At 49.6% G+C, this 19,947-nt stretch carries 15 protein-coding genes; 9 read left to right on the forward strand and 6 right to left on the reverse strand.

The annotated features are described in order from the left end of the window. Positions 1-54 precede the first annotated feature (54 nt). From DCW36_RS01835 to rhaT, 3 genes are all read left to right on the forward strand, one after another. Entirely contained in the window at positions 55-1,461 is a 1,407-nt protein-coding gene (locus tag DCW36_RS01835; protein ID WP_114781797.1) for a purine-cytosine permease family protein, read from the forward strand. A 25-nt stretch (positions 1,462-1,486) separates the two neighbouring features. Next, entirely contained in the window at positions 1,487-1,669 is a 183-nt protein-coding gene (locus DCW36_RS01840) for a hypothetical protein (protein WP_114781798.1), read from the forward strand. 173 nt (positions 1,670-1,842) lie between these two features. Beyond that, entirely contained in the window at positions 1,843-2,928 is a 1,086-nt protein-coding gene (gene rhaT / locus DCW36_RS01845) for an L-rhamnose/proton symporter RhaT (protein WP_114781799.1), read from the forward strand. Positions 2,929-3,060: 132 nt separating this feature from the next. On the opposite strand, the gene DCW36_RS01850 is transcribed toward rhaT, so the two are convergent. The 5 genes from DCW36_RS01850 to DCW36_RS01870 all read right to left on the reverse strand — a co-directional run bounded on the left by DCW36_RS01850 (position 3,061) and on the right by DCW36_RS01870 (position 6,219). After that, positions 3,061-3,747 carry a hypothetical protein gene (locus tag DCW36_RS01850; protein ID WP_125185357.1) on the reverse strand — a complete coding sequence of 229 codons (687 nt, stop codon included), beginning with the start codon at positions 3,745-3,747 and terminating at the stop codon, positions 3,061-3,063. A 93-nt stretch (positions 3,748-3,840) separates the two neighbouring features. Continuing rightward, entirely contained in the window at positions 3,841-4,200 is a 360-nt protein-coding gene (locus tag DCW36_RS01855) for a DUF2019 domain-containing protein (protein ID WP_114781801.1), read from the reverse strand. A gap of 81 nt (positions 4,201-4,281) precedes the next feature. Then, entirely contained in the window at positions 4,282-4,707 is a 426-nt protein-coding gene (locus tag DCW36_RS01860; RefSeq protein ID WP_125185358.1) for a hypothetical protein, read from the reverse strand. 250 nt (positions 4,708-4,957) lie between these two features. Then, on the reverse strand, positions 4,958-5,518 hold the full coding sequence (locus tag DCW36_RS01865) for a hypothetical protein (RefSeq protein WP_114781803.1): 561 nt from the start codon (positions 5,516-5,518) through the stop codon (positions 4,958-4,960). 74 nt (positions 5,519-5,592) lie between these two features. Then, positions 5,593-6,219 (reverse strand): DUF3885 domain-containing protein, encoded by a 627-nt coding sequence (locus DCW36_RS01870; RefSeq protein WP_114781804.1) that lies wholly within the window; start codon positions 6,217-6,219, stop codon positions 5,593-5,595. A gap of 441 nt (positions 6,220-6,660) precedes the next feature. Between DCW36_RS01870 and DCW36_RS01875 the strand changes: the two genes are divergently transcribed. The 3 genes from DCW36_RS01875 (at position 6,661) to DCW36_RS01885 (ending at position 14,872) form a co-directional block, all read left to right on the forward strand. Then, positions 6,661-10,500, forward strand: a complete 3,840-nt coding sequence (locus DCW36_RS01875; RefSeq protein ID WP_125185360.1) for a hybrid sensor histidine kinase/response regulator transcription factor — start codon at positions 6,661-6,663, stop codon at positions 10,498-10,500. Between the two features lie 177 nt (positions 10,501-10,677). Further along, positions 10,678-12,102 (forward strand): family 43 glycosylhydrolase, encoded by a 1,425-nt coding sequence (locus DCW36_RS01880; RefSeq protein ID WP_114781806.1) that lies wholly within the window; start codon positions 10,678-10,680, stop codon positions 12,100-12,102. 55 nt (positions 12,103-12,157) lie between these two features. Continuing rightward, positions 12,158-14,872: a family 78 glycoside hydrolase catalytic domain gene (locus DCW36_RS01885; protein ID WP_114781807.1), complete on the forward strand. Its 2,715-nt coding sequence runs from the start codon at positions 12,158-12,160 to the stop codon at positions 14,870-14,872. 158 nt (positions 14,873-15,030) lie between these two features. On the opposite strand, the gene DCW36_RS01890 is transcribed toward DCW36_RS01885, so the two are convergent. Beyond that, entirely contained in the window at positions 15,031-15,216 is a 186-nt protein-coding gene (locus DCW36_RS01890; protein WP_128396933.1) for a hypothetical protein, read from the reverse strand. Between the two features lie 274 nt (positions 15,217-15,490). On the opposite strand from DCW36_RS01890, the gene DCW36_RS22420 reads away from it, so the two are divergent. The 3 genes from DCW36_RS22420 (at position 15,491) to DCW36_RS01905 (ending at position 19,912) form a co-directional block, all read left to right on the forward strand. Beyond that, entirely contained in the window at positions 15,491-17,014 is a 1,524-nt protein-coding gene (locus tag DCW36_RS22420; RefSeq protein ID WP_164891001.1) for a sialate O-acetylesterase, read from the forward strand. Beyond that, the gene (locus DCW36_RS01900) at positions 17,007-18,653 is read left to right on the forward strand and encodes a right-handed parallel beta-helix repeat-containing protein (protein WP_164891002.1); all 1,647 of its coding nucleotides are present in this window, start codon (positions 17,007-17,009) and stop codon (positions 18,651-18,653) included. The genes DCW36_RS22420 and DCW36_RS01900 overlap by 8 nt, the downstream gene beginning before the upstream one ends. A gap of 89 nt (positions 18,654-18,742) precedes the next feature. Further along, positions 18,743-19,912: a glycoside hydrolase family 27 protein gene (locus DCW36_RS01905; RefSeq protein ID WP_114781809.1), complete on the forward strand. Its 1,170-nt coding sequence runs from the start codon at positions 18,743-18,745 to the stop codon at positions 19,910-19,912. The last annotated feature ends 35 nt before the right edge of the window (positions 19,913-19,947 follow it).

Genomic DNA, 19,947 nt, shown 5'->3' on the forward strand with positions numbered 1-19,947 from the left:
AAAAGCAGCTATAACATCATTTTACCGCACATTTAACAATTAATTTTATTTAAAATGAAGAAGACCCTCGCCAAGCAGTTAGACTCGATTAACGAGTACGAACGAGAGCCGATTCCGCAGAGCAAGCTGAAAGGGATGAAGAGTTTTATCGGTATGTATGCCGGGGAGCATATTGCCGGAACCGAATTTGTAATAGGTCCTTTGTTTGTCGTACATGGTGTAAGTGCCATTGACCTTTTTGCAGGTCTGTTGATAGGCAACCTCCTGGCTGTGTTGAGCTGGGCGTTGCTGTGTGCGCCTATTGCCGTTAAAGCACGCCTGACGCTGTACTACCAGCTGGAGAAAATCTGTGGCAAATACCTGGTATCGGGCTACAACATCGTGAATGCGCTGATGTTCTGCTTCCTGGCCGGCTCTATGATTGCCGTTGCCGCCACGGCCGTAGGTATTCCATTCGATATCGCCATGCCGGGCCTCGACGACCTGTATCCAAGCAGCATTGGCTGGGTGGTTACGGTACTGTTTGTAGGTTCTGTGATTACCGCGGTGGCTATCCTGGGTTATGAGCAGATCTCCCGCTTTGCCAATGTCTGCGCCCCCTGGATGATCCTGATCTTTGTGGCAGCTGCTTTTGCCGTAATGCCACAACTGGGCATCACTTCTATCAGCAGCTTCTGGGAAGTAGCTCAGACTAAAATCTGGACAGGCGTTCCGGTAGAGGGGTATACTAAATTCACCTTCTGGCACGTGATGTTCTTTGCCTGGTTTGCCAACATGGCCATGCACATTGGCATGGGAGACCTTTCTATCCTGCGTTATGCCAAGAAGTGGTACCACGGTTTTGCTTCGTCAACCGGTATGTTCATCGGGCACGTAATGGCCTGGGTTTCTTCGGGTATCCTTTGTGCTGCTGCCGGCGGCGAAGTTCCTCCAGGCCCTATTGCTTACGCCAGTGCCGGTATAGCCGGTGCCATGTGTGTGATGATTGCCGGCTGGACAACTGCGAACCCTACCATCTACCGTGCCGGTCTGGCCATACAGTCTATCATGCCAAGCGTGAAGCGCTGGAAAGTAACCCTTATTGTGGGCCTTGTTACAACAATTGCGGCCTTCTTCCCGGCGCTGGTGATGCAGCTGCTTGGTTTTGTGGCCCTGTACGGACTGGTGCTGATGCCAATGGGCGCTATCATCTTCATCGACTTCTGGGTGATGCCGAAGCTGGGCATGGTGAGCAACTACGCCAGTGTGAGCAAAACCAACTTTAACGTGGCTGCCGGACTTACCTGGCTGGTAACGTTGGTTATCTGCCTTTCGCTTAACTTCTTCCAGGATGTCGACATTTTCTTCCTGGGCTTACCGGGCTGGTTTGTTGCCTCTGCGCTTTACATTGTACTGAGCAAACTGTACCAGCGCAAATCAATTGTTACAGAACAGCGGATAAAGGCTGCCGTTAAAGCTTAGTTTCATCACTTAATTTAGTTTCGTTATGCAAGTCATTTTAAAATTCATATCGCTTATCGGGCTGCTGCTAACGGTAGTTCCTTCTTTCCTGGTTTTCTCGGGAGCTATTGAACTGAGCTTCCACAAAACGCTGATGTTTATTGGCACCGTGCTGTGGTTCGGCACCGCTCCGTTCTGGATGAACAAGAAAGAGCAACCGGAAAGCTGATCAGCTAAACCCAGGCAGGTACAGCCTGCAGGACAAATTTCAACCTGGTTATCCGGGTAATCAGGCAAAAGGGCTAAGAAAAATTCCGCCGATGTGTGGGGTATTTCTTAGCCCTTTGCGTTATATTGCCAACCGATTACCGGTTAAACACTTATTTTCATTTCACGCATTTCATGTTAGCACTTTTTGGCCTCTTCTACCACTTCATCGGTGGTTTCGCTTCCGGAAGCTTCTATATTCCCTACAGCAAAGTAAAAAAATGGTCCTGGGAAAGTTACTGGATAGTGGGCGGCATCTTCTCCTGGCTTATTGTTCCGCCGCTTGCCGCTGCCATCACCGCTCCGGGTTACCTGGAAACCCTTCTCAACACCGACTCGGCGACCCTGTTTTACACCTACCTGATGGGGCTGCTCTGGGGAATTGGCGGTCTGACATTCGGCCTCTCGATGCGTTACCTGGGCATGTCGCTGGGCATGGCAATTGCGCTGGGCTACTGCTCCGCTTTCGGCACCCTGATTCCGCCTATCTTTTACGAGATCTACGGCACCCACGGCAACGAGAAAACCATCTCCGAGATTGCCAGCACGCTTTCCGGGCAGATTACGCTGGCCGGTGTGGCGCTGTGCCTGATCGGGATTGCCATTTGCGGCAAAGCCGGTACCATGAAAGAGAAGGAAATGCCGGAGGATGAGAAAAAGGCAAGCATCAAGGAATTCAACTTCCCGAAAGGATTGCTGGTAGCCACATTCTCGGGTATACTGAGTGCCTTTATGGCCTTTGGGTATGCTACAGGCAAGCCGATAGCCGAGGCTACGGTAGCCAAAGGCATCGACCCGCTCTGGCAAAACAACCCGGTGCTGGTCGTGATCCTGCTGGGTGGCTTAACAACCAATTTTATCTGGTGCGTGTACCTGAACCTCAAAAACAAATCGGCCAGCGACTATACCGATAAACAGACTCCTCTGGCCCGTAATTACTTTTTCTCGGCGCTGGCGGGCATTACCTGGTACCTGCAGTTCTTCTTCTACGGCATGGGCGAAAGCCTTTTTGCACAAACTGGTTTCGGCTTCACCAGCTGGACACTGCACATGGCTTTTATCATTATCGTAAGTAACCTGTGGGCCATCTACCTGAAAGAGTGGCGTGGCGCCAGCAGCGCGACCATGCGTATGATTACACTCGGTATTGTTACCGTTATCCTGTCTACAGTAGTGGTAGGCCTTGGCAACTACATGGCAGGGGCTACCGGCGGACACTAACAGCAGTTATCCCTGAAATAAAGAAACCCGCACCTCTGGTTTAGCTCCGGAAGTGCGAGTTTTGTGCTTCTGAGGCTGTGGTGGCAGGAGCAGCAGTATTTTGCAGGTCATTTTCCGGCTACTTTGCCCGTTCTATTTCAAATAAGGCGCTAGCTCCTCTAACTTGTAAGCAACATGGAAGTCACTGACAGCCATGCAGGCGCTGCCCAGTTCCAGTTCGACGTTAAACACCAATTCACCTTCCATGAAATACATATTCAGCTCATCCATTTTGTAGTCCCGCAGCGGTTCTACTCCGTCGAGGCAACCTTCGTTTTCTGGGTCATTCGCTATCTGCCGGAATTCAGTTTGTAGCCGTTTGTTTACCTGCTGCAGTAGCTCGTTTTGACGGTGGTTAAAGAGCGAGGAATTGGCAACCTTCACTTCCCGGCCGTTTTCAACTTTGTACAGACTATACACCCAGCTGTAACGGCCTTTGTAATCCGCTTCCCCTACAGCGACGTGCTTATGGTCCCGGAAGGTGCAGGTTCTGGTGATGATCGGGTCGTTTACTTCTCCGTCTATTTCATCCTCTTCCTCCGGTTCATCAGCCATTTCCTCTTTTTCTTCGCACGTCACCGTGAAGAAGGAGGCGGTTGCTGCTTCGGTTGCAGCAGCACTTTCAGCTGAATGCTCTGTTTTGGCAGTTTCCGCACCGGCAGCAGGTTCTTTTTCGGTTGGGGCAGCGCTTGCTTCTCTTGCCGTTGAGCTACTTTGGCCACAGGCCGTGAAAAGGCAGAGGAGCGCTGCTGCCATAAATGTATTGGGAAAGCGTTTCATGTGTGGTGAAGTTAATTATGTAACGTATTTGCCTAAAGAGCGCTTTAGCGGCTTTTTGTGCGGTTATATGCATGAAGTTTATAGCCTTCTTATCTAAAGCGTACTCCAATCAACAATATTTGTTAATAAACCTTTTTTCCAGCAATCTATAGTTGTACTTGCAGTCAATGAGTGGATAGTTTTGTTATTTTTTGCGACATTATTTAAAACCCCCAATGCTCTTTGTTCAAATGACTTTAAAAGGGTAGTTGCTGTCCACATTTTAACAGAATCATCTTCATGGTACATTAGATCATAGAATTCCTTTTTGACATGGTCATCTTTCTTCTTAATCAGTTCAATGATTTTCATCATTTTATCATGAGCCTTATTCCCATTTTTGAAATCACCATTTAATGTACATTCCCCATGCTCAGTTGCTAATAAAATAAAGTCTTGGATTAATTTATTCATTTTGATTTTTCATCTTGCACATAACATTAATTGTATAGCAACATGCAAAGCTCTCAGCCGAAGCAAGAAGCACAAATTTTATTAGGCTGTAGTATTGATATCAAAGTTCGTCCACACAATTTCACGGTCAACCATAGTGAACCGCAGAAAGTGGTTATATATGGAGTCAATATTAAAATTTGGCTCTAGCACCAACCACCAAGTTTTATTGTCGCTTTTTAAATTTACTCCTGCTAAGAAGTACATTTTCTTTATTTCATTTTGTGGTTTCTCCCATTTTGTATCTTTATACTTGAGGTAAGCTAATTGATACAACTTTTCCATAATGATATCATAATCACAGGCAAATTGTTCAACAAGGATAATTTTATCAGAAATGTCCTGTCGGTCATTATCAACAAATATGCTTAATTCGACTTTATTGTCTGGTGAAATATTGTCAACATTTCCGAACCATTCTTTGTCCCTGCGGCGATAACTAAGTTCTCCAAATGGTTCTGCATTCATATTAATGTTATTTAGTATGCGGACTAATGTTTTAAGTGTGTATGAAGTAGCGGATTTAAAAGCATAATCTAGGTGTAGTTTGTAAAACACCTTACTATATCTTCTGCTGGCTTGTCCGTTCTAGCCGTGAAACATGTAGGTTTAGTTACAAACTACACCCAGATTCTGTACGCAATGACAGCCAATTTCATTTTCAACGGCTAAAAGCTCTTGGGACGGTTGTTTTATTTCTATTGTTGCCACAGCTTTTTTATTTTTTTATTCCCCACACCCTCAAAGTATCCACTGCAGCATCTTTCGCTATTTCCGTCGAACTTGAGTCCACGGTATAGTAAGAAAAGTAGCTTTTATCTTTATAGCTATAGGTAATGCACAGTTTTTTATTTTTCATCTTGAACCAGTCAGTTTCCATGTCTATTTCCCCGTCCCTAACTTCTATAGTCTTTGCTGTAAATCCATTCTTTTCTAAAGAGTCGGATTTCGATGCATATGTTAGCCGATAGTCCGACTGAGAACTTACAATGTAGTCCGCCCAACTATTGAATATATTAGCTCTAGCTTTCCAGCCGTCAGGTAGCTTCATCAGTCCATCGTTGGGTCTTTCACTATTAAATTTATGAGCGTATTTTTCAGGGTCTAGAGTTAGGTTGTTAATGGCGTTGAAGGCAAGCTTCACTAGCAGCAGTCCAACCAGAAATAGAAGAAACTTGGCCGCATCTTTCACACCGCCACGGTTATTCTTCCATTCCCATTTATAGGCAAAGAAGTAGATGGCAGCAAAGAATAACAGGTATCCTGTGATGTATATCATTAAATTTTATTGTGGCTATCGCTTAGTACAGGCTATGAGCGAGGCATCAGCCGAGGCTTAAAGCCTATGCCGTGTTAAAGCTTGTTTTTCTTCATTTTTTGGTCAATAACATTTCTGTCATAGTCGAGTATCCATGCATTGAACTCAGTGTATATTGGTCTTAATGTTTCTATGTCTTTAGCCACTATATCTAAACCACGGTCATCATACATGTTGAATACAAGCATTTTATCTAAATTCATAAAAAATACCTGACTATTGATTTTTGGGTCTCTTGAGAAATCAGTGTTGGCAATAGCCTTTAGAATATTCGCATAGTTAATCCTTTCTATGGTAACTTTAGCTATAGCCCGATTCCACACATCATCAGGTTCATACAATTGACTTACAATTGAATAATCAACTTCACTTTTTTTGATTTCTGCGATTTGCTGAAAGGCATAGTTGGAAAACATGATTTTACTTCTCTTAATTTTGTATTGGTAGAGAACTATAAAAACTCTGTCAGTTTCACTGAATGAAGCCTTAAATAAAGCTGTTGAACGCTTATTAACTTCTTTAAAGTATTCTTCTGTATTTGTATCCCCAACTTGCAGGTCAAATCGCAAGCCATTCTCCCAGTTGTAAAACAGAGGCATTTTTATTTCAAGCCCGTTGAGGTTCTCTTCTAAGAATTGTCTATATTCTTGTTTTATGGTCACTTCTATAATTTACAAATGGGCTATAACTAAAAAAGGTATTACTCCTGCTACCCTCCCACTACCGGAGGATAAACGGAACCGGACTATCAAATTAGCCAATCCAATATGCCTAAAAATCAAATCCCCACCACCCGCACCGGCTAGAATATAGCCAAGGCAACCACAAATATTTTGTGCAGAGGCAATGGTAACAGGAGCTGCAGAAAAAACGGTCTCCCAAAACATCAAAAAAATCAGCTGCACCAGCCACCACTCCCACTCCTCGGGCGTTTTCCGTTCGGAAAGCGAAACGTACAGCCAGGAGCAGCACCTTCCGGAACAGCCGCTCAGGTTGTTTTCCTGATAAAACGGAGAACCGGAAACAGGGTACAGCAGGATAGCGCAAAGCAGGTTTATAGTTAGTTTTATACTTACTTTCATGAAGGCCTGATCTGGGTGAACATGGATCGGGACGTTTTAATAAATATCGTACAGCAGAAGCTGGGCATCGGGCTGAAGGAAGAGCGGCAGCCGGCCTGTTTTTTGCAGCTCAACTTGATTGCATTTCGGATGAACAGGAGGATAGGCTTTTTAATTTTATTTGCCGCTTTTCTGGCGCAGGCTGCCTTTGCCCAGGTGGCCGACCTCAAGTTTGAGCAAATCACTTCACAGGACGGGCTGCCCCAGAATACGATTCATGGCATCGCCAAAGATAAATACGGGTTCATGTGGTTTGGCACCTGGGGCGGTTTGTGCCGCTACGACGGCTACTCCTTTAAAATTTACCGGAACGACCCGCAGGATAGCCGGAGCATCAACAACAACCGCATCCACAACATCATCAAAGATGCCGACCAGAACATCTGGGTACTGACCTTCCTCGAAAACGAGCTTTGCCGCTATAACTACGAAAAAGACGATTTTGAAAGGACTCCGGCAGCGCAGGTGCCGCCTGCCCTCCTGCAGCAGCTCAGCCGGGAGAAGCACCTACAGGAGAGCAGTTATACCCACGGCCCGTTTAAGTGGCGTATTGATGTGGCCCCCAACGCGCTGGTGCGGCACAACCTGAACACCGGAGAGCAAACCACTTACGACTACAACCCGGCCAACCCGTGGTCGCTGAACGATGCCTATGTAACCGATATTTACAAGGACAACCAGGCTATATTCTGGGTGGGCACCTTCAGCAGCGGCCTGAACAAAGCAAACCTGAACGCCAAGCCCTTTGCCTATTATTACCATGACCGCTTCAACCCCTACTCCATCATCGACAACAAAGTAACGGCTATCGCCGAGGACAAGGCGGGCAATTTATGGATTGGTACCCGCGACAAAGGCATCACCGTTATCGGGGAAAACGGCTACCGGCACTACAGCAGCAACAGCGGCAAAAATACCCTCTACAGTAACCAAATCAGGCGGATCTTCTGCGACAGCAGGGGCTTTGTATGGATAGGCTCGAAAATGGGCCTCGACCGCTACGACCCTGCTACAGCTACTTTCCACCATTTCGCCGATGAAAACCTGCTCAACACAGCCGTCTTTGGGATAACCGAAGACAGTGCGCAGCATGTCTGGATTGCCAGTTGGAGTGGCATTACAAAATACAATCCCGCCACCGATGAGCTGGTGCATTTCAGCCCGGATAAACTTTTAAAAAACGGGCATGCCCGGGTAATCCTGCACGACCGGAAAGGCCAGATTTGGGTCGGGACAGAGGGCGGCGGCGTGAGTGTATTACAAGTAGCTCCCAGTCAAAATGCCTTAACGCCTGTAAAACACATCCTGCTCGACGCAACGCATACTAATACCATCAGCGACAACCGGATAAACACGCTGCACGAAGACAAAGAGGGCTTTATCTGGATAGGCAGCGGCAAAGGTCTGGTCCGTTACAACCCAAGTGCCGATACCTTCCGGCACTTCCCGGCGCAGAGCATCCTGGCAGAAACGGCTATTGCCGCCATCCTGGAGGATGAGCAGGGGCACCTGTGGATAAGCCATAAAAAAGGCATCACGCAGTTACATAAAAAGACCTTCGCCATCCGGAACTTTACACTGGAAGATGGTTTGCAAAGCAACGAGTTTGCAGACGGAGCTGCATTGAATAGCCGTTTCCAGCATAAGTTTTTCCTGGGCGGGAGCAACGGGTTCAATGCCTTCAACCCTGCTGCTATTCTACCCGACAGCACCATCCCCAACACCGTCCTCACCAACCTGCAGATACTAAACCAAACCGTTCGCATCAACCAGGAAATTAACGGCCGGGTAGTACTGACCAAACCGCTCTACCTCACCGATGCAATAGAACTGACCTACAACGACAAAAGTGTGGCCATCGAGTTTGCAGGGCTGCACTACGCCAACCCCAAAGGAAACAAATATGCTTATAAGCTGGAAGGCTTCGATAAGGACTGGGTATATACCGACGCGGGCAGACGGATAGCCACCTATTCGAACCTTGCTCCCGGAGACTATACGTTCCAGGTAATTTCGTCGAACAGCGATGGCATCTGGAATAAAGAACCTGCCGTGCTGAAACTGGTCGTGAGGCCTCCTTTCTGGGCAAGCACCTGGGCTTACCTTGTGTATGCGGCGCTGCTGCTGGCGCTTCTCTACCTCTACCACCGGTATTCCCTGCGGTACAGCCGCTTAAAAGCAAAACTGTCCTACGAGCTGCTCCTCAACGAAAAGGAAAAAGAACTGCACCAGAACAAGCTGCAGTTCTTCACCAACATTTCGCACGAGATTAAAACGCCTTTAAGTTTGATCCTGGCGCCGGTGGAGAAGCTGCTGCACCTGTTTTCGAATAACCAGGTGGTGGTGTCCGAATTAAAAACCATGAAAGCGAACGGCGACCGCTTGTCCAAATTAATTAACCAGCTGCTCGACTTCCGAAGGCTGGAAACCGGCCATCTGGCGCTCCAGCTGCAGCAAAACAACCTGGTGGCGTTGCTGCAAAAAACACTTCGTTCGTTTGAACCGCTGGCAGAAGCAAAAAACATCCAGCTCACCTTTACAAGTGCTGTAGACGCCTGCTATTTCCGGTACGATGAAGATAAGCTGGAAAAAGTAATGGCCAACCTGTTGTCGAACGCCCTGAAGTTCACGCCGCCCCAGGGCTGGGTGCGGGTAACGTTTCAGCTGCAAGACGCAGCAGCAGGCAAAACAGGCGTGATAGCAGTAACGAATACCGGTAAAACCATCCCTGCAAGCGAATACGAAAACATCTTCAAACCATTTCAGCAGGTATCCGGCAACAAGGAAGAAGGCACCGGCTTAGGGCTGGCCTACAGCAAAGGGCTCCTGGAACTGCACGGCGGCACCATAGAAGTAAAGAGTACACCCGCAACCGGTTCCGTCGGCGAAACCACCTTCACTATCGTACTACCAGTCCCTGACCACAAAGGCGTAGCACAGGAGGAAGCAGCTACCGGCCACAGCGAAAGGGAGGCGGCACAGGCAATAACCCACCTCCCGGCACTCGTGGAACAGGAAGCCGGAAAGCCGGAGGAGGAACAGGTGCTGCTGAACGGGAAGGTGCCGCTGGTGCTGCTGGTAGAAGATAATGCAAACCTGCGTAACTACCTGTGCGACTATTTCCGAAACCAGTACCAGGTGCTCGAAGCGAGTAACGGCCTCGATGGTTTTCAGCTGGCTTCACAGGCACAACCAGACCTGATTATTTCGGATGTGGAGATGCCGGGAATGGATGGCTTTGAACTTTGCAGCAAGGTAAAAACGGAGCCTAAAACCGCTCACATTCCCGTTATCCTGTTAACGGCCCGCACGCCCGTAGAAGATGAGATAGCGGGAATAGAAACAGGTGCAGACGATTATATCACCAAGCCGTTCAACCTGGCCCTGCTGACGGCACGGGTGAAGCACCTGCTGATTTCGAGGAACCAGCTAAAGGCCAAGTACCGGACAGAAATCGCGCTGGAGCCAACGGAGGATGTACCGTTATCGGCGGATGAACAGCTGCTGCAAGACCTCCTGCACTACGTGGAAGCGCGCCTGGCAGATGCCAACCTAAACGTCGACGACATTTGCACAGCCCTTGGCGTGAGCCGGACGCAGCTCTACCGCAAAGTAAAAGCCCTGACCGGCCTGGGCGTAGCGGAAATTATCAAAGAAATCAGGTTGAAGCGGGCGAAGCAACTGTTAAAGGAACAAAGATTCAACATCAACGAAATCGCCTACCTCACGGGGTTTTCCGAACCCGATTATTTCCGGAAATGCTTTAAGGCAGAGTTTGGCCTGACCGCATCGGAATACGCCAGGCAACTGCAGGAGCAGTAAAAGCGGTTGTTACTTACCTGTAAGTTGTCGTTCGTTTGCTGCCGGGGTTCAATTCTTCTGAACGATATAAAGGACAGAGGAAACAGGTTTGTGCAGGATAGTCAATGTACCGGCATTCTCTAACTTGCTTACAAACCGGAACTGTTGTTACCATCTTCTATTCCTTACTTCAACAAGATGAAAATCACACTACTTGCCAAACCAGCATTTGTACTACTTTTTCTGACAGTTTCTCATTTGTCTGTTGCACAACAAACAGGCCGCTACGATGCCATTCATTCCGGGGTGCCGTGGTTCGACGATAAAGGAAATACCGTTAGCGCCCATGGTGCCAACATTATCAAAGACAACGGCCGGTATTATCTTTTCGGGGAAGCCCACACCGACACGAGCAATGCTTTTGTAGGCTTCAACTGCTACTCTTCTGCCGACTTGTACAACTGGAAATTCGAAAGCGTGGCGCTGCCGGTTCAGCAGGATGGCAGGCTGGGCCCTAACCGGGTGGGCGAACGCCCGAAGGTGATGAAGTGCCCCAAAACCGGCGAATACGTGATGTACATGCACTCCGACGACCTGGGCTACAAAGACCAGGCAGTTGGCTATGCCACCTCCAGCACCATTACCGGGCCGTATACCTTCCAGGGACCGCTGTTGTTTAACGGGCAACCCATCAGGAGGTGGGATATGGGGTCTTTTCAGGACAAAGACGGTTCGGGCTATATTCTCATTCACGGCGGCTTTATCTACAAACTCAGCGACGACTACAAAAGTATTACCGAAATGGTACACGGCAGTTTTGCCTCCGGGTTTGAGTCGCCTGCCCTGTTCCGCAAAGACAGCATTTACTACTTCCTGGGTTCGCACCTCACCAGCTGGGAACGCAACGACAACGACTATTATACTGCCACCTCGCTCAAAGGTCCCTGGACCAAACAAGGCCTCTTTGCACCCGAAGGCACCCTTACCTGGAACTCCCAGACCTCTTTTGTATTGCCCATCGAAGGTGCTGAAGGCACCACCTATATGTTTATGGGCGACCGTTGGGCTTTCCCGAAACAGGCGTCGGCAGCTACCTATGTGTGGCAGCCTTTAACAGTTTCCGGGCACTCCCTTTCTATACCCACTTACCACGATGCCTGGCAAATAAATACCGTTACCGGTGTGGCAACTCCTAAAATCATTTCCGGAAACACAATCCGGCATACCGATAAAAAGCAGATTAAGTATTCCGGCAACTGGAAGCAATCAGCCGAAGCGGAAGGCATAACAACCAGCAGGTCGGATGGGAAAGGCGATTCGTTTTCGGTGAAGTTCAAGGGCACCCAAATCGGCATGTATGGCCTTGCCGGTCCGGACGGCGGTTATGCCCGTATTCTGCTGCACGACAGCAAAGGGAAAACACTGTATACATCTATCGTTGATATGTACAGCAAGTATCCTGTATCCTCGCTCAAGTTTATATGCCCGGTACTTCCCAAAGGCAATTATACCTTAACGGTATCGGTAATGGGCGAGCGCGGCAACTGGTCGGATAAACGAAAAAGCGACTATGGAAGCACAGGCAATTTTGTAACGCTCGACAAGCTTATTATTAATAATTAAGGCCGGGGCCAGCGTTAGAGCTCCAAAAATATCAACAACCATTTTCATTCAACTCATGAGATTTTTCTGTTTTGTTGTCTTTCTTGCCTGCGCACTTCCCCTCACAGCCTTTGCTGCCCGTCCGAAAGCACCCTCTAATCTAAGGAGTTGCGATAAGGTGACCCCTGCCGGCACCGACGCGAACCCTTTCTTCGGCTGGCATGTAAACGACCCCGACGACAACGAACTGCAGTCGGCTTACCAGGTGCTGGTGGCTACATCGGAGGAGCTTCTGAAAAAGGGAAAGGCCGACACCTGGGACAGCGGTAAAACCCAATCGCGGCAACAGAACTACATCGGCTTTAACGGAAAAGCCCTCCTGCCCGGCACCCGCTACTACTGGCAGGTGCGCACCTGGGACAAAGACGGCAACGCAAGTCCTTACTCCGCTGTGAGTTATTTTGATACCGGTTTGTTTACGGCCAAAGACTGGAACGGTGCCCGCTGGATTAAACGCGATACCAAAGACGCCAACGATTATACCTACTACCGCAAGGCAGTAGAGCTGGGCAAGAAGCCGGTGAAAAGAGCCGTGGTATACCTCACCGCTTACCATAACTACACGCTGTACCTAAACGGCACGTTAGTGGGCAAAGGCCCGGGACACCACTACCCGCAGTATGCCTACTACAATGCGTATGAGGTAACGCATTTGCTTAACCCGCAAACTACCCTGGCCGCCATGACGCACTGGTACGGCGGCGGCCAGGGCAGGCCCAAAGGCGACAGAGGCTTCCTGTTAAAACTGGTAGTGGAGTATGCCGACGGAACTACCACCGTAACGGGTACCGATAAAAGCTGGAAACAAAGTGCCGTAGCTGCCTTTAACCCTGCTACAAAAAGCAGAAACGGGGAGGGCATCGGGTTTATTGATATGATAGACAGCCGTAAAATACTGGCCGACTGGCACCAGCCTGCGTTCAACGATGCGGAGTGGCAGCAGGCTACCGAGCTGGGGCCACATCCCACCCCTCCTTTTACAGGCGAACTGCAGCCCGACCTCACCCGCCTGAAAGAAAAAACCATCAAGCCGGTTTCCGTGAAAAACCTGGGTAAGGGCACCTATGTCATCGACCTTGGTAAAATTTACGCCGGCATGCCGGAAACTACATTCGACGGCGGCGCGGCGGGCGATACGGTAAACATGCGAGGCGGCTTTGTGCTGAACGAAGACGGCACCGTGAATGAAAAATTAAACCAGAGCACCAACCTGGCCTACTTCTTTGTGCTTAATGGGAAAAAGGCTGTTTTCAAACCGGTGGTGTACCTGGGTTACCGTTACCTCCAGGTAAATAATTCGCCGGTTGCTTTAACGCCGGATAACGTCCGCTTTACAACACGCTACTTCGAACTGGAACCCGAGAAAGAGAAGTTCACCTCCTCCAGCCAGATGCTAAACCAGGTGTGGGAACTGATGGTGCATTCGCTGACCTTAGGCGCCCAGGAAGGATTTGTAGATACGCCCACCCGTGAAAAAGGCGAGTTCCTGGGCGATGCCTGGAGCCAGGGCGTACCCGCTATGGCCACCCTAGGCGACAGGGCCCTGACCCACCGGATACTCCTGCAGTTCCTGGACTCGCAGGACCAGTACTGGCCGGACGGTCGCCTGAACGCTGTTTACCCGAATGCAGACGGTAAGCGCGATATTCCGGACTACACGCAGCAGTACCTGCTCTGGGCCTGGGATTATTACCTGCTAACGGGCAACCTGGACTTCCTGAAAACCAATTACGAAAAGCTTAAAAAGATTGGCTCCTTCGTAGACTCCTACAAGAACTCCGCCACCGGGCTGGTGCATAAGCTTGCTGGCGGCAGTGGCCCTTACCAGTACGGCATCATCGACTGGCCTGCCACCATGCGCTATGGCTACGACATGCGTGCCGAGGCGCGCACCGTTATCAATGCCTACGCCTATGCCGGTTTCGATGTCCTTTCCAGAATAGCCAGTGTAACCGGAAACGCGGCAGACGCGGAGGCTTTCCGCGGCAAAGCAGCAGCTCTGAAAAAGGCTTTCAACGAAAAACTCCTGAACGGGGATGGCGTGTACAGCGACGGCCTGCTGGCAGATGGCGAGCAAAGCGAACACGTGTCGCAGCATGCCAACATGTTCCCGCTGGCCCTGGGCATGGTGCCCGAACAAAACAGAAAGGCCGTAACCGAAGCTGTAAAAGCGCGGAAAATGAACGTGGGCATGGTAACTGTCCGTATGCTGCCCGAGTCTATAGGCGAGGCGGAAGAAGGCGCCCACCTGCTGGAACTGTACACCAACCCGCAATGGGACGGCTGGGCGCAAACCATATCGCGCGGCGGCACCGCTACCTGGGAGTCGTGGGATGCCCAGCAAACGAACCAAAGCATGAGTCACCCCTGGGGAGCAGCCGGACTGCTGGGCATACAGCAGTACATCCTGGGTGTAAAGCCCCTGAAGCCGCAGCACGAACTCATCCAGGTAAAACCCCTCGATTTTGAAGGGAAACTGACAAACGCATCGGGTAGCATTCCAACAGACAAGGGAGATATAGAAGTAGCCTGGAACCGTGACTCGAAAAACTACCGCTTAACGCTTACTGCTCCGGCTAATGTAACGGCAGCGGTTTATATTCCGAAAGGAAATTCCACTTCCAACAGCATCAAACTAGACGGAAAACGTGTTACGGCCAAAGAAGCAGGCAATTTTCTGCTGCTGGAGAACGTGGGCTCCGGCAGGCATGTTTTTGAGCGGGAGCTTTAAATAACTGCTGTTTCGCAACCTGAGATAAAGCTGGTTAATTTTCCCCGAAGCGCTTCGGGGAAAATTAACCAGCTTTCTTTTTGGAGGAGCAGCAGGAATGGTGGCAGGTGCAGCAAATTTTTCAGGCATCCGTAACTGGTTTTTTATTTTGGGGGAGGTCATGCGAGGAGCAGCAGCGGGTTTGGTGGCAGTGGCAGCAAATTTTTGGTATTTGTTTGGAGTGTGATATAGCAGAGCAGGAGGAATGGTGGCAGGTGCAGCATAAAAACAGGGTGTCCCGGCAGGGCCGTCGGGCGTTCGCGGCTCGTCCCGAAATGCTTCGGGAGCTCAGACAACCGCTTCATTCCGCACGCTTTACCTCTTCAGTTCAGAAGGGCCGGTAAGCAAAACGATACTTTTCTTCTTAATTGATAACATCAGCTCATAGCTTCCTCCGGAAGCCCCACCGTTTTATATTTTACGCCTTTGGGATAAGTATACAGGTTTTCGGAACGGAATTACTAAAGCCGCATCGTGCTTGCTGCTTACTTTTGCCGGCAACAACGAACAATAGTAAGTACTGGCTGCTTCGTTGCTGTGGTTCAGCAGTTGTTTTTTAATTTGTAAAGTCGCTCAAAAATGAAGATTATCTGCAGCATTTGTTTCCTGTTTGCCTCATGTTTTGTTCTGGCGCAGCAAAAAGGGGTGGATAAAAACTTTCATGTGTACCTGCTGATTGGTCAGTCGAACATGGCGGGCAGAGGCCAGCTGGATGCAGTAAGCAAAGAGGTGCATCCGCAGGTCCTGATGCTCGATCAGGGCAATAACTGGGTGCCTGCCACCGACCCGGTTCATTACGACAAGCCTGCCGCAGCGGGTGTTGGTCCGGGTATCAGTTTTGCCAGGGAAATGCTGGGGAATGATAAAAAAACAAAGATTGGCCTTATCCCCTGTGCCCTTGGCGGTTCGCCTATAAAAGTTTGGGAACCTGGTGCCGTCTATTTAAAAGAATTCCATCCGTATGACGACGCAATCAGGCGGGCACGGCTGGCCATGCAGCAAGGCGTGCTGAAAGGCATTATCTGGCACCAGGGCGAATCGGATAACGATTCAGCGCGAGCCACCGTGTACCTTGATAAGCTTACCACGCTCATCAACCGCCTGCGCACCGATTTGCAGCAACCGGACCTGCCGTTCGTGGCTGGCGAAATAGGTTATTTTAATAAAGTGAATCATATCAATGCCATTATCCATCAGCTGCCGCAGCGGGTACCAACCACCGCTGTGGTTTCAGCCAGAGATTTGACAGACAAAGGCGACAGACTTCATTTTGATGCACCTTCGGCCAGAGAGCTGGGTAAACGCTATGCGGCAGCCATACAGGAGTTGCAGCGCAGGAATGCAAGTAAAGCAGCACTGTTAGCTTCAGGCAAAAAGAAACAGGCGAAACAGCCGGTAGTGGTACTCACCTTCGACGATGCCGAGATCAGTCACTATACCATCGTGGCTCCGCTTTTAAAGAAATACAATTTCGATGCTACTTTCTTTGTATGTGAAATGCCCAGGAAGTCGCCTGCCGATTCGGTGCATTACATGAAGTGGCCCCAGATAGCAGCACTCCACCAGATGGGTTTCGAAATCGGGAACCACACCGGGCACCACAAGAACATGACGAAACTATCGCGCGAAGAGATGCAGCAGGAGGTAAACTACATCGAATACAAATGCAGGGAGTACGGCATTCCCAAACCCATTTCATTTGCCTATCCGGGCAACAGAGCCGATTCGCTGTCGCAGGTGGTGTTACAGGAAATGGGCTACCGCTTTGCCCGGGCAGGCGGCAGTAGCTACTACGATCCTGTGCAGGACGGGAGACTGGTCATCCCCAGCTACACAATGGGGTCGTCGGAAAAACTTGGAGCGCGTACCTGGAGTGCCCTGAAAAGCCTGCAGCCGGGGCAGATTTTAATTTTCACCATCCACGGTGTGCCCGACATCGCTCATCCCGATTACACCACCTCTGTAGCGGCTTTTACCGAGCACCTCCACTATATGAAGCAACATGGTCTTAAGGTAATTGCCGTGCGGGATCTGGGAAAATACATTCCTGCTGATCAAAAAGAAAATCCAGTTACAAAACCGTTAAAAAACACCTATGAGTAATATTTCATGCTTACTGACTGTCGTATTATTTGCCTGTTCTATTCTGGCACATGGGAAAGTGTATTATGTAGCGCCCAACGGCAGCGATGGCAACGCTGGCACTAGCTCAGCCCCCTTCCTGACCGTACAAAGGGCGCATACGGCGGTTGCTGCAGGCGATACCGTCTACATCCGCGGAGGCATTTATAGGATGCAGGAATCGCAGATTTTTGAAAAAACCACTGGCTCCACGCCATTTGCCTATGTAACGAAACTAACCAAAAGCGGTACAGCCGGAAAACGTATTAACTACTGGGCCTACCCCGGCGAAAGGCCGGTATTCGACTTTTCGGACGTAAAACCCGCCGGTCACCGCATCAATGCGTTCGAAGTGACCGGATCCTGGATCCACATCAAAGGACTTGAGGTAGTGGGCGTGCAGGTAACAGTAACAACAGGCAACACACAGTCTATCTGTTTTTCCCAAACTGGAGCTGGAGGCAATAACATCTATGAAGAGCTCAGTATGCACGATGGCATGGCCATCGGGTTCTACCTGACCCGTGGAGCAAATGTGCTGGTTTTAAATTGCGATGCCTACAACAACTGGGATAACGTTTCGGCCGATAAAAAAGGAGGCAACGTTGACGGTTTCGGTGCCCATCCAAACAATGCATCCTATACCGGCATTGTTTTTCGCGGTTGCCGTGCCTGGTTTAACAGCGACGATGGCTTCGATATCATCAGTTCCTACGCTGCCATTACCGTGGAAGACTGCTGGGCTTTCTACAACGGTTATTCTAACGATTTCGAAGCCCTGGCCAACGGCATTGGCTTCAAGATGGGCGGATTCGGAACTTCCACTTCTCCTTCGGTACCGGCAGTTATTCCGCGCCATACCATCCGGCACAATTTGTCTGTGGGAAACAAATCGTCAGGCTTTTATGCCAACCACCATCTGGGCGGCAACCACTGGTATAACAACACGGCTTACTACAACTGGCCTAACTTTAACATGCTAAATAGAAGGGCAGATTACCAGGCTGATGTTCCCGGCTACGACCACGTGCTGCGGAACAATGTCAGCTACTTAACCCGTTCCGACCGCGAGCACCATCTCATTACGGATATAGACCTTGAAAAAAGCACCGTCGACCATAACAGCTTCCTGAACCCGGCCATCACCCTGACGGCTGCCGATTTTGTTAGCCTGGACATGACCTTGTTAACGCTGCCCCGGCAACCGAACGGTGCCCTTCCTGATACAGATTTCATGCGGCCCACTCCTGGAAGCGACCTGATTGATACCGGGGTAGAGGTAGGCCTTCCTTTTAGCGGCGCTAAACCTGACCTGGGCTACAAGGAGGGACAGACTGTATTAAGCTTAAAACCAGCTACCTCACAGGTATCAGCTGTTTATCTGTATCCGGTTCCTGCAGGAGATGAGCTTAGCATCAACATCCCTGCCCGTGCAGCTAAAGCTGTTACCATAAGCATTTACGACCTGCAGGGCCGGAAGGTGAGGTCACAACAGATAGAAATAACCGATGCCCTGCTAATAAGGCTGTGCCACCTCAGCGACGGGCTGTACTTTTTGGAAGCCTGTTATACTGGTACTAATGAGTTGATTACCCGAAGTAAGTTCCTGAAGCGGCAATAGTAAGCTGTATCACCTGTTTTCGTTTGCAGGCGGTATGGCAGGCATACCATCATAGCGGCCTTTTTATTTATTTACAATAGCTATTCACCATGAAACACATTCTTTTACTGTTCCTGTTACTTGCTAACTTTTTCTTTTCACCCAGCAGTTCTCTGCGCGCGCAAAAAGCAAAGCAGCCCATTATGGGCTGGAGCAGCTGGAACCACTTCCGGGTACACATTGATGAAAAGATGATTCGGGAGCAGGCCGATGCCATGGTCGCTTCGGGTATGTATGATGCCGGTTACCGGTTCATCAACATCGACGACGGTTATTTCGGCGGACGTTCCGAGTCGGGGCAACTGCTGGAGGATAAACAGAAATTCCCGTCAGGCATGAAAGCGCTCGCCGATTACATCCACAGCAAAGGCTTAAAAGCCGGAATCTACACCGATGCCGGCCCCAATACCTGTGGCTCTATCTACGACAAAGATGAAAAGGGCATAGGCGTAGGTATTTACGGGCACATAGATCAGGACCTGAACCGCTTCTTCAAAGAGTGGGGCTACGACTTCCTGAAAGTAGACTGGTGCGGCGGCGAACGCATGAACCTGGACGAGGAAACAGAATACCTCAAGATTTTGAATGCAGTGAAAGCACTAAACCCCGATATCGTGTTCAATGTGTGCCGCTGGAAATTCCCCGGCGAATGGGCCATCAAAAAAGCAGACTCCTGGCGCATCTCGTCCGACATCAGGCCCACTTTCTCTTCAGTCCTCAAAATCATTGACCTGAACGCAGACCTGCACCAATATGCTTCGGCTGGCCATTACAACGACATGGACATGCTGCAGGTAGGCCGGGGCATGAGCTACGACGAAGACAAAACCCATTTCACGATGTGGTGCATGCTCAACTCGCCCCTGCTGGCCGGCAATGATTTACGGGATATGTCAGCTCAAACTATTGAAATCCTCACCAACAAAGAGGTAATTGCGCTCAATCAGGACCCGGGCTTTAAACAAGCACAGCGGACACTTAGCGAGCATGGAGTAGAAGTGTGGGTGAAACCATTAGGAGAAAAAGGCAACGCCAAAGCAATAGCTATTATGAACCGTGGCGGAAAAGAAGCCGTGTTTACGCTTACGCCTGAAATGGTTGGCATCAAAAAGAACAGCAGACTTAGAGACCTTTGGTTACATAAGGATTTAGGCAAAGCAGGCAAAGCGAAACAGTTTAGCATACCCAAGCACGGAATTGTTGTTCTGAAGTCAAGCTAAATGATGGGCTGCTGGTAAAAATAAGCTGTAGCTGC

Origin of the sequence: Botryobacter ruber, assembly GCF_003347595.2 — a bacterium.
GTDB classification, from domain to species: domain Bacteria; phylum Bacteroidota; class Bacteroidia; order Cytophagales; family Hymenobacteraceae; genus Pontibacter; species Pontibacter ruber_A.

What these genes read in the sequence shown, in the direction of transcription:
- DCW36_RS22420 (WP_164891001.1), top strand. Translation starts at nt 15,491, where the DNA reads ATGAAGATTATCTGCAGCATTTGTTTCCTGTTTGCCTCATGTTTTGTT.
- DCW36_RS01860 (WP_125185358.1), bottom strand. Translation starts at nt 4,707, where the DNA reads ATGAATGCAGAACCATTTGGAGAACTTAGTTATCGCCGCAGGGACAAA.
- DCW36_RS01855 (WP_114781801.1), bottom strand. Translation starts at nt 4,200, where the DNA reads ATGAATAAATTAATCCAAGACTTTATTTTATTAGCAACTGAGCATGGG.
- DCW36_RS01885 (WP_114781807.1), top strand. Translation starts at nt 12,158, where the DNA reads ATGAGATTTTTCTGTTTTGTTGTCTTTCTTGCCTGCGCACTTCCCCTC.
- DCW36_RS01850 (WP_125185357.1), bottom strand. Translation starts at nt 3,747, where the DNA reads ATGAAACGCTTTCCCAATACATTTATGGCAGCAGCGCTCCTCTGCCTT.
- DCW36_RS01890 (WP_128396933.1), bottom strand. Translation starts at nt 15,216, where the DNA reads ATGAAGCGGTTGTCTGAGCTCCCGAAGCATTTCGGGACGAGCCGCGAA.
- DCW36_RS01900 (WP_164891002.1), top strand. Translation starts at nt 17,007, where the DNA reads ATGAGTAATATTTCATGCTTACTGACTGTCGTATTATTTGCCTGTTCT.
- rhaT (WP_114781799.1), top strand. Translation starts at nt 1,843, where the DNA reads ATGTTAGCACTTTTTGGCCTCTTCTACCACTTCATCGGTGGTTTCGCT.
- DCW36_RS01905 (WP_114781809.1), top strand. Translation starts at nt 18,743, where the DNA reads ATGAAACACATTCTTTTACTGTTCCTGTTACTTGCTAACTTTTTCTTT.
- DCW36_RS01865 (WP_114781803.1), bottom strand. Translation starts at nt 5,518, where the DNA reads ATGATATACATCACAGGATACCTGTTATTCTTTGCTGCCATCTACTTC.
- DCW36_RS01880 (WP_114781806.1), top strand. Translation starts at nt 10,678, where the DNA reads ATGAAAATCACACTACTTGCCAAACCAGCATTTGTACTACTTTTTCTG.
- DCW36_RS01875 (WP_125185360.1), top strand. Translation starts at nt 6,661, where the DNA reads ATGGATCGGGACGTTTTAATAAATATCGTACAGCAGAAGCTGGGCATC.
- DCW36_RS01840 (WP_114781798.1), top strand. Translation starts at nt 1,487, where the DNA reads ATGCAAGTCATTTTAAAATTCATATCGCTTATCGGGCTGCTGCTAACG.
- DCW36_RS01835 (WP_114781797.1), top strand. Translation starts at nt 55, where the DNA reads ATGAAGAAGACCCTCGCCAAGCAGTTAGACTCGATTAACGAGTACGAA.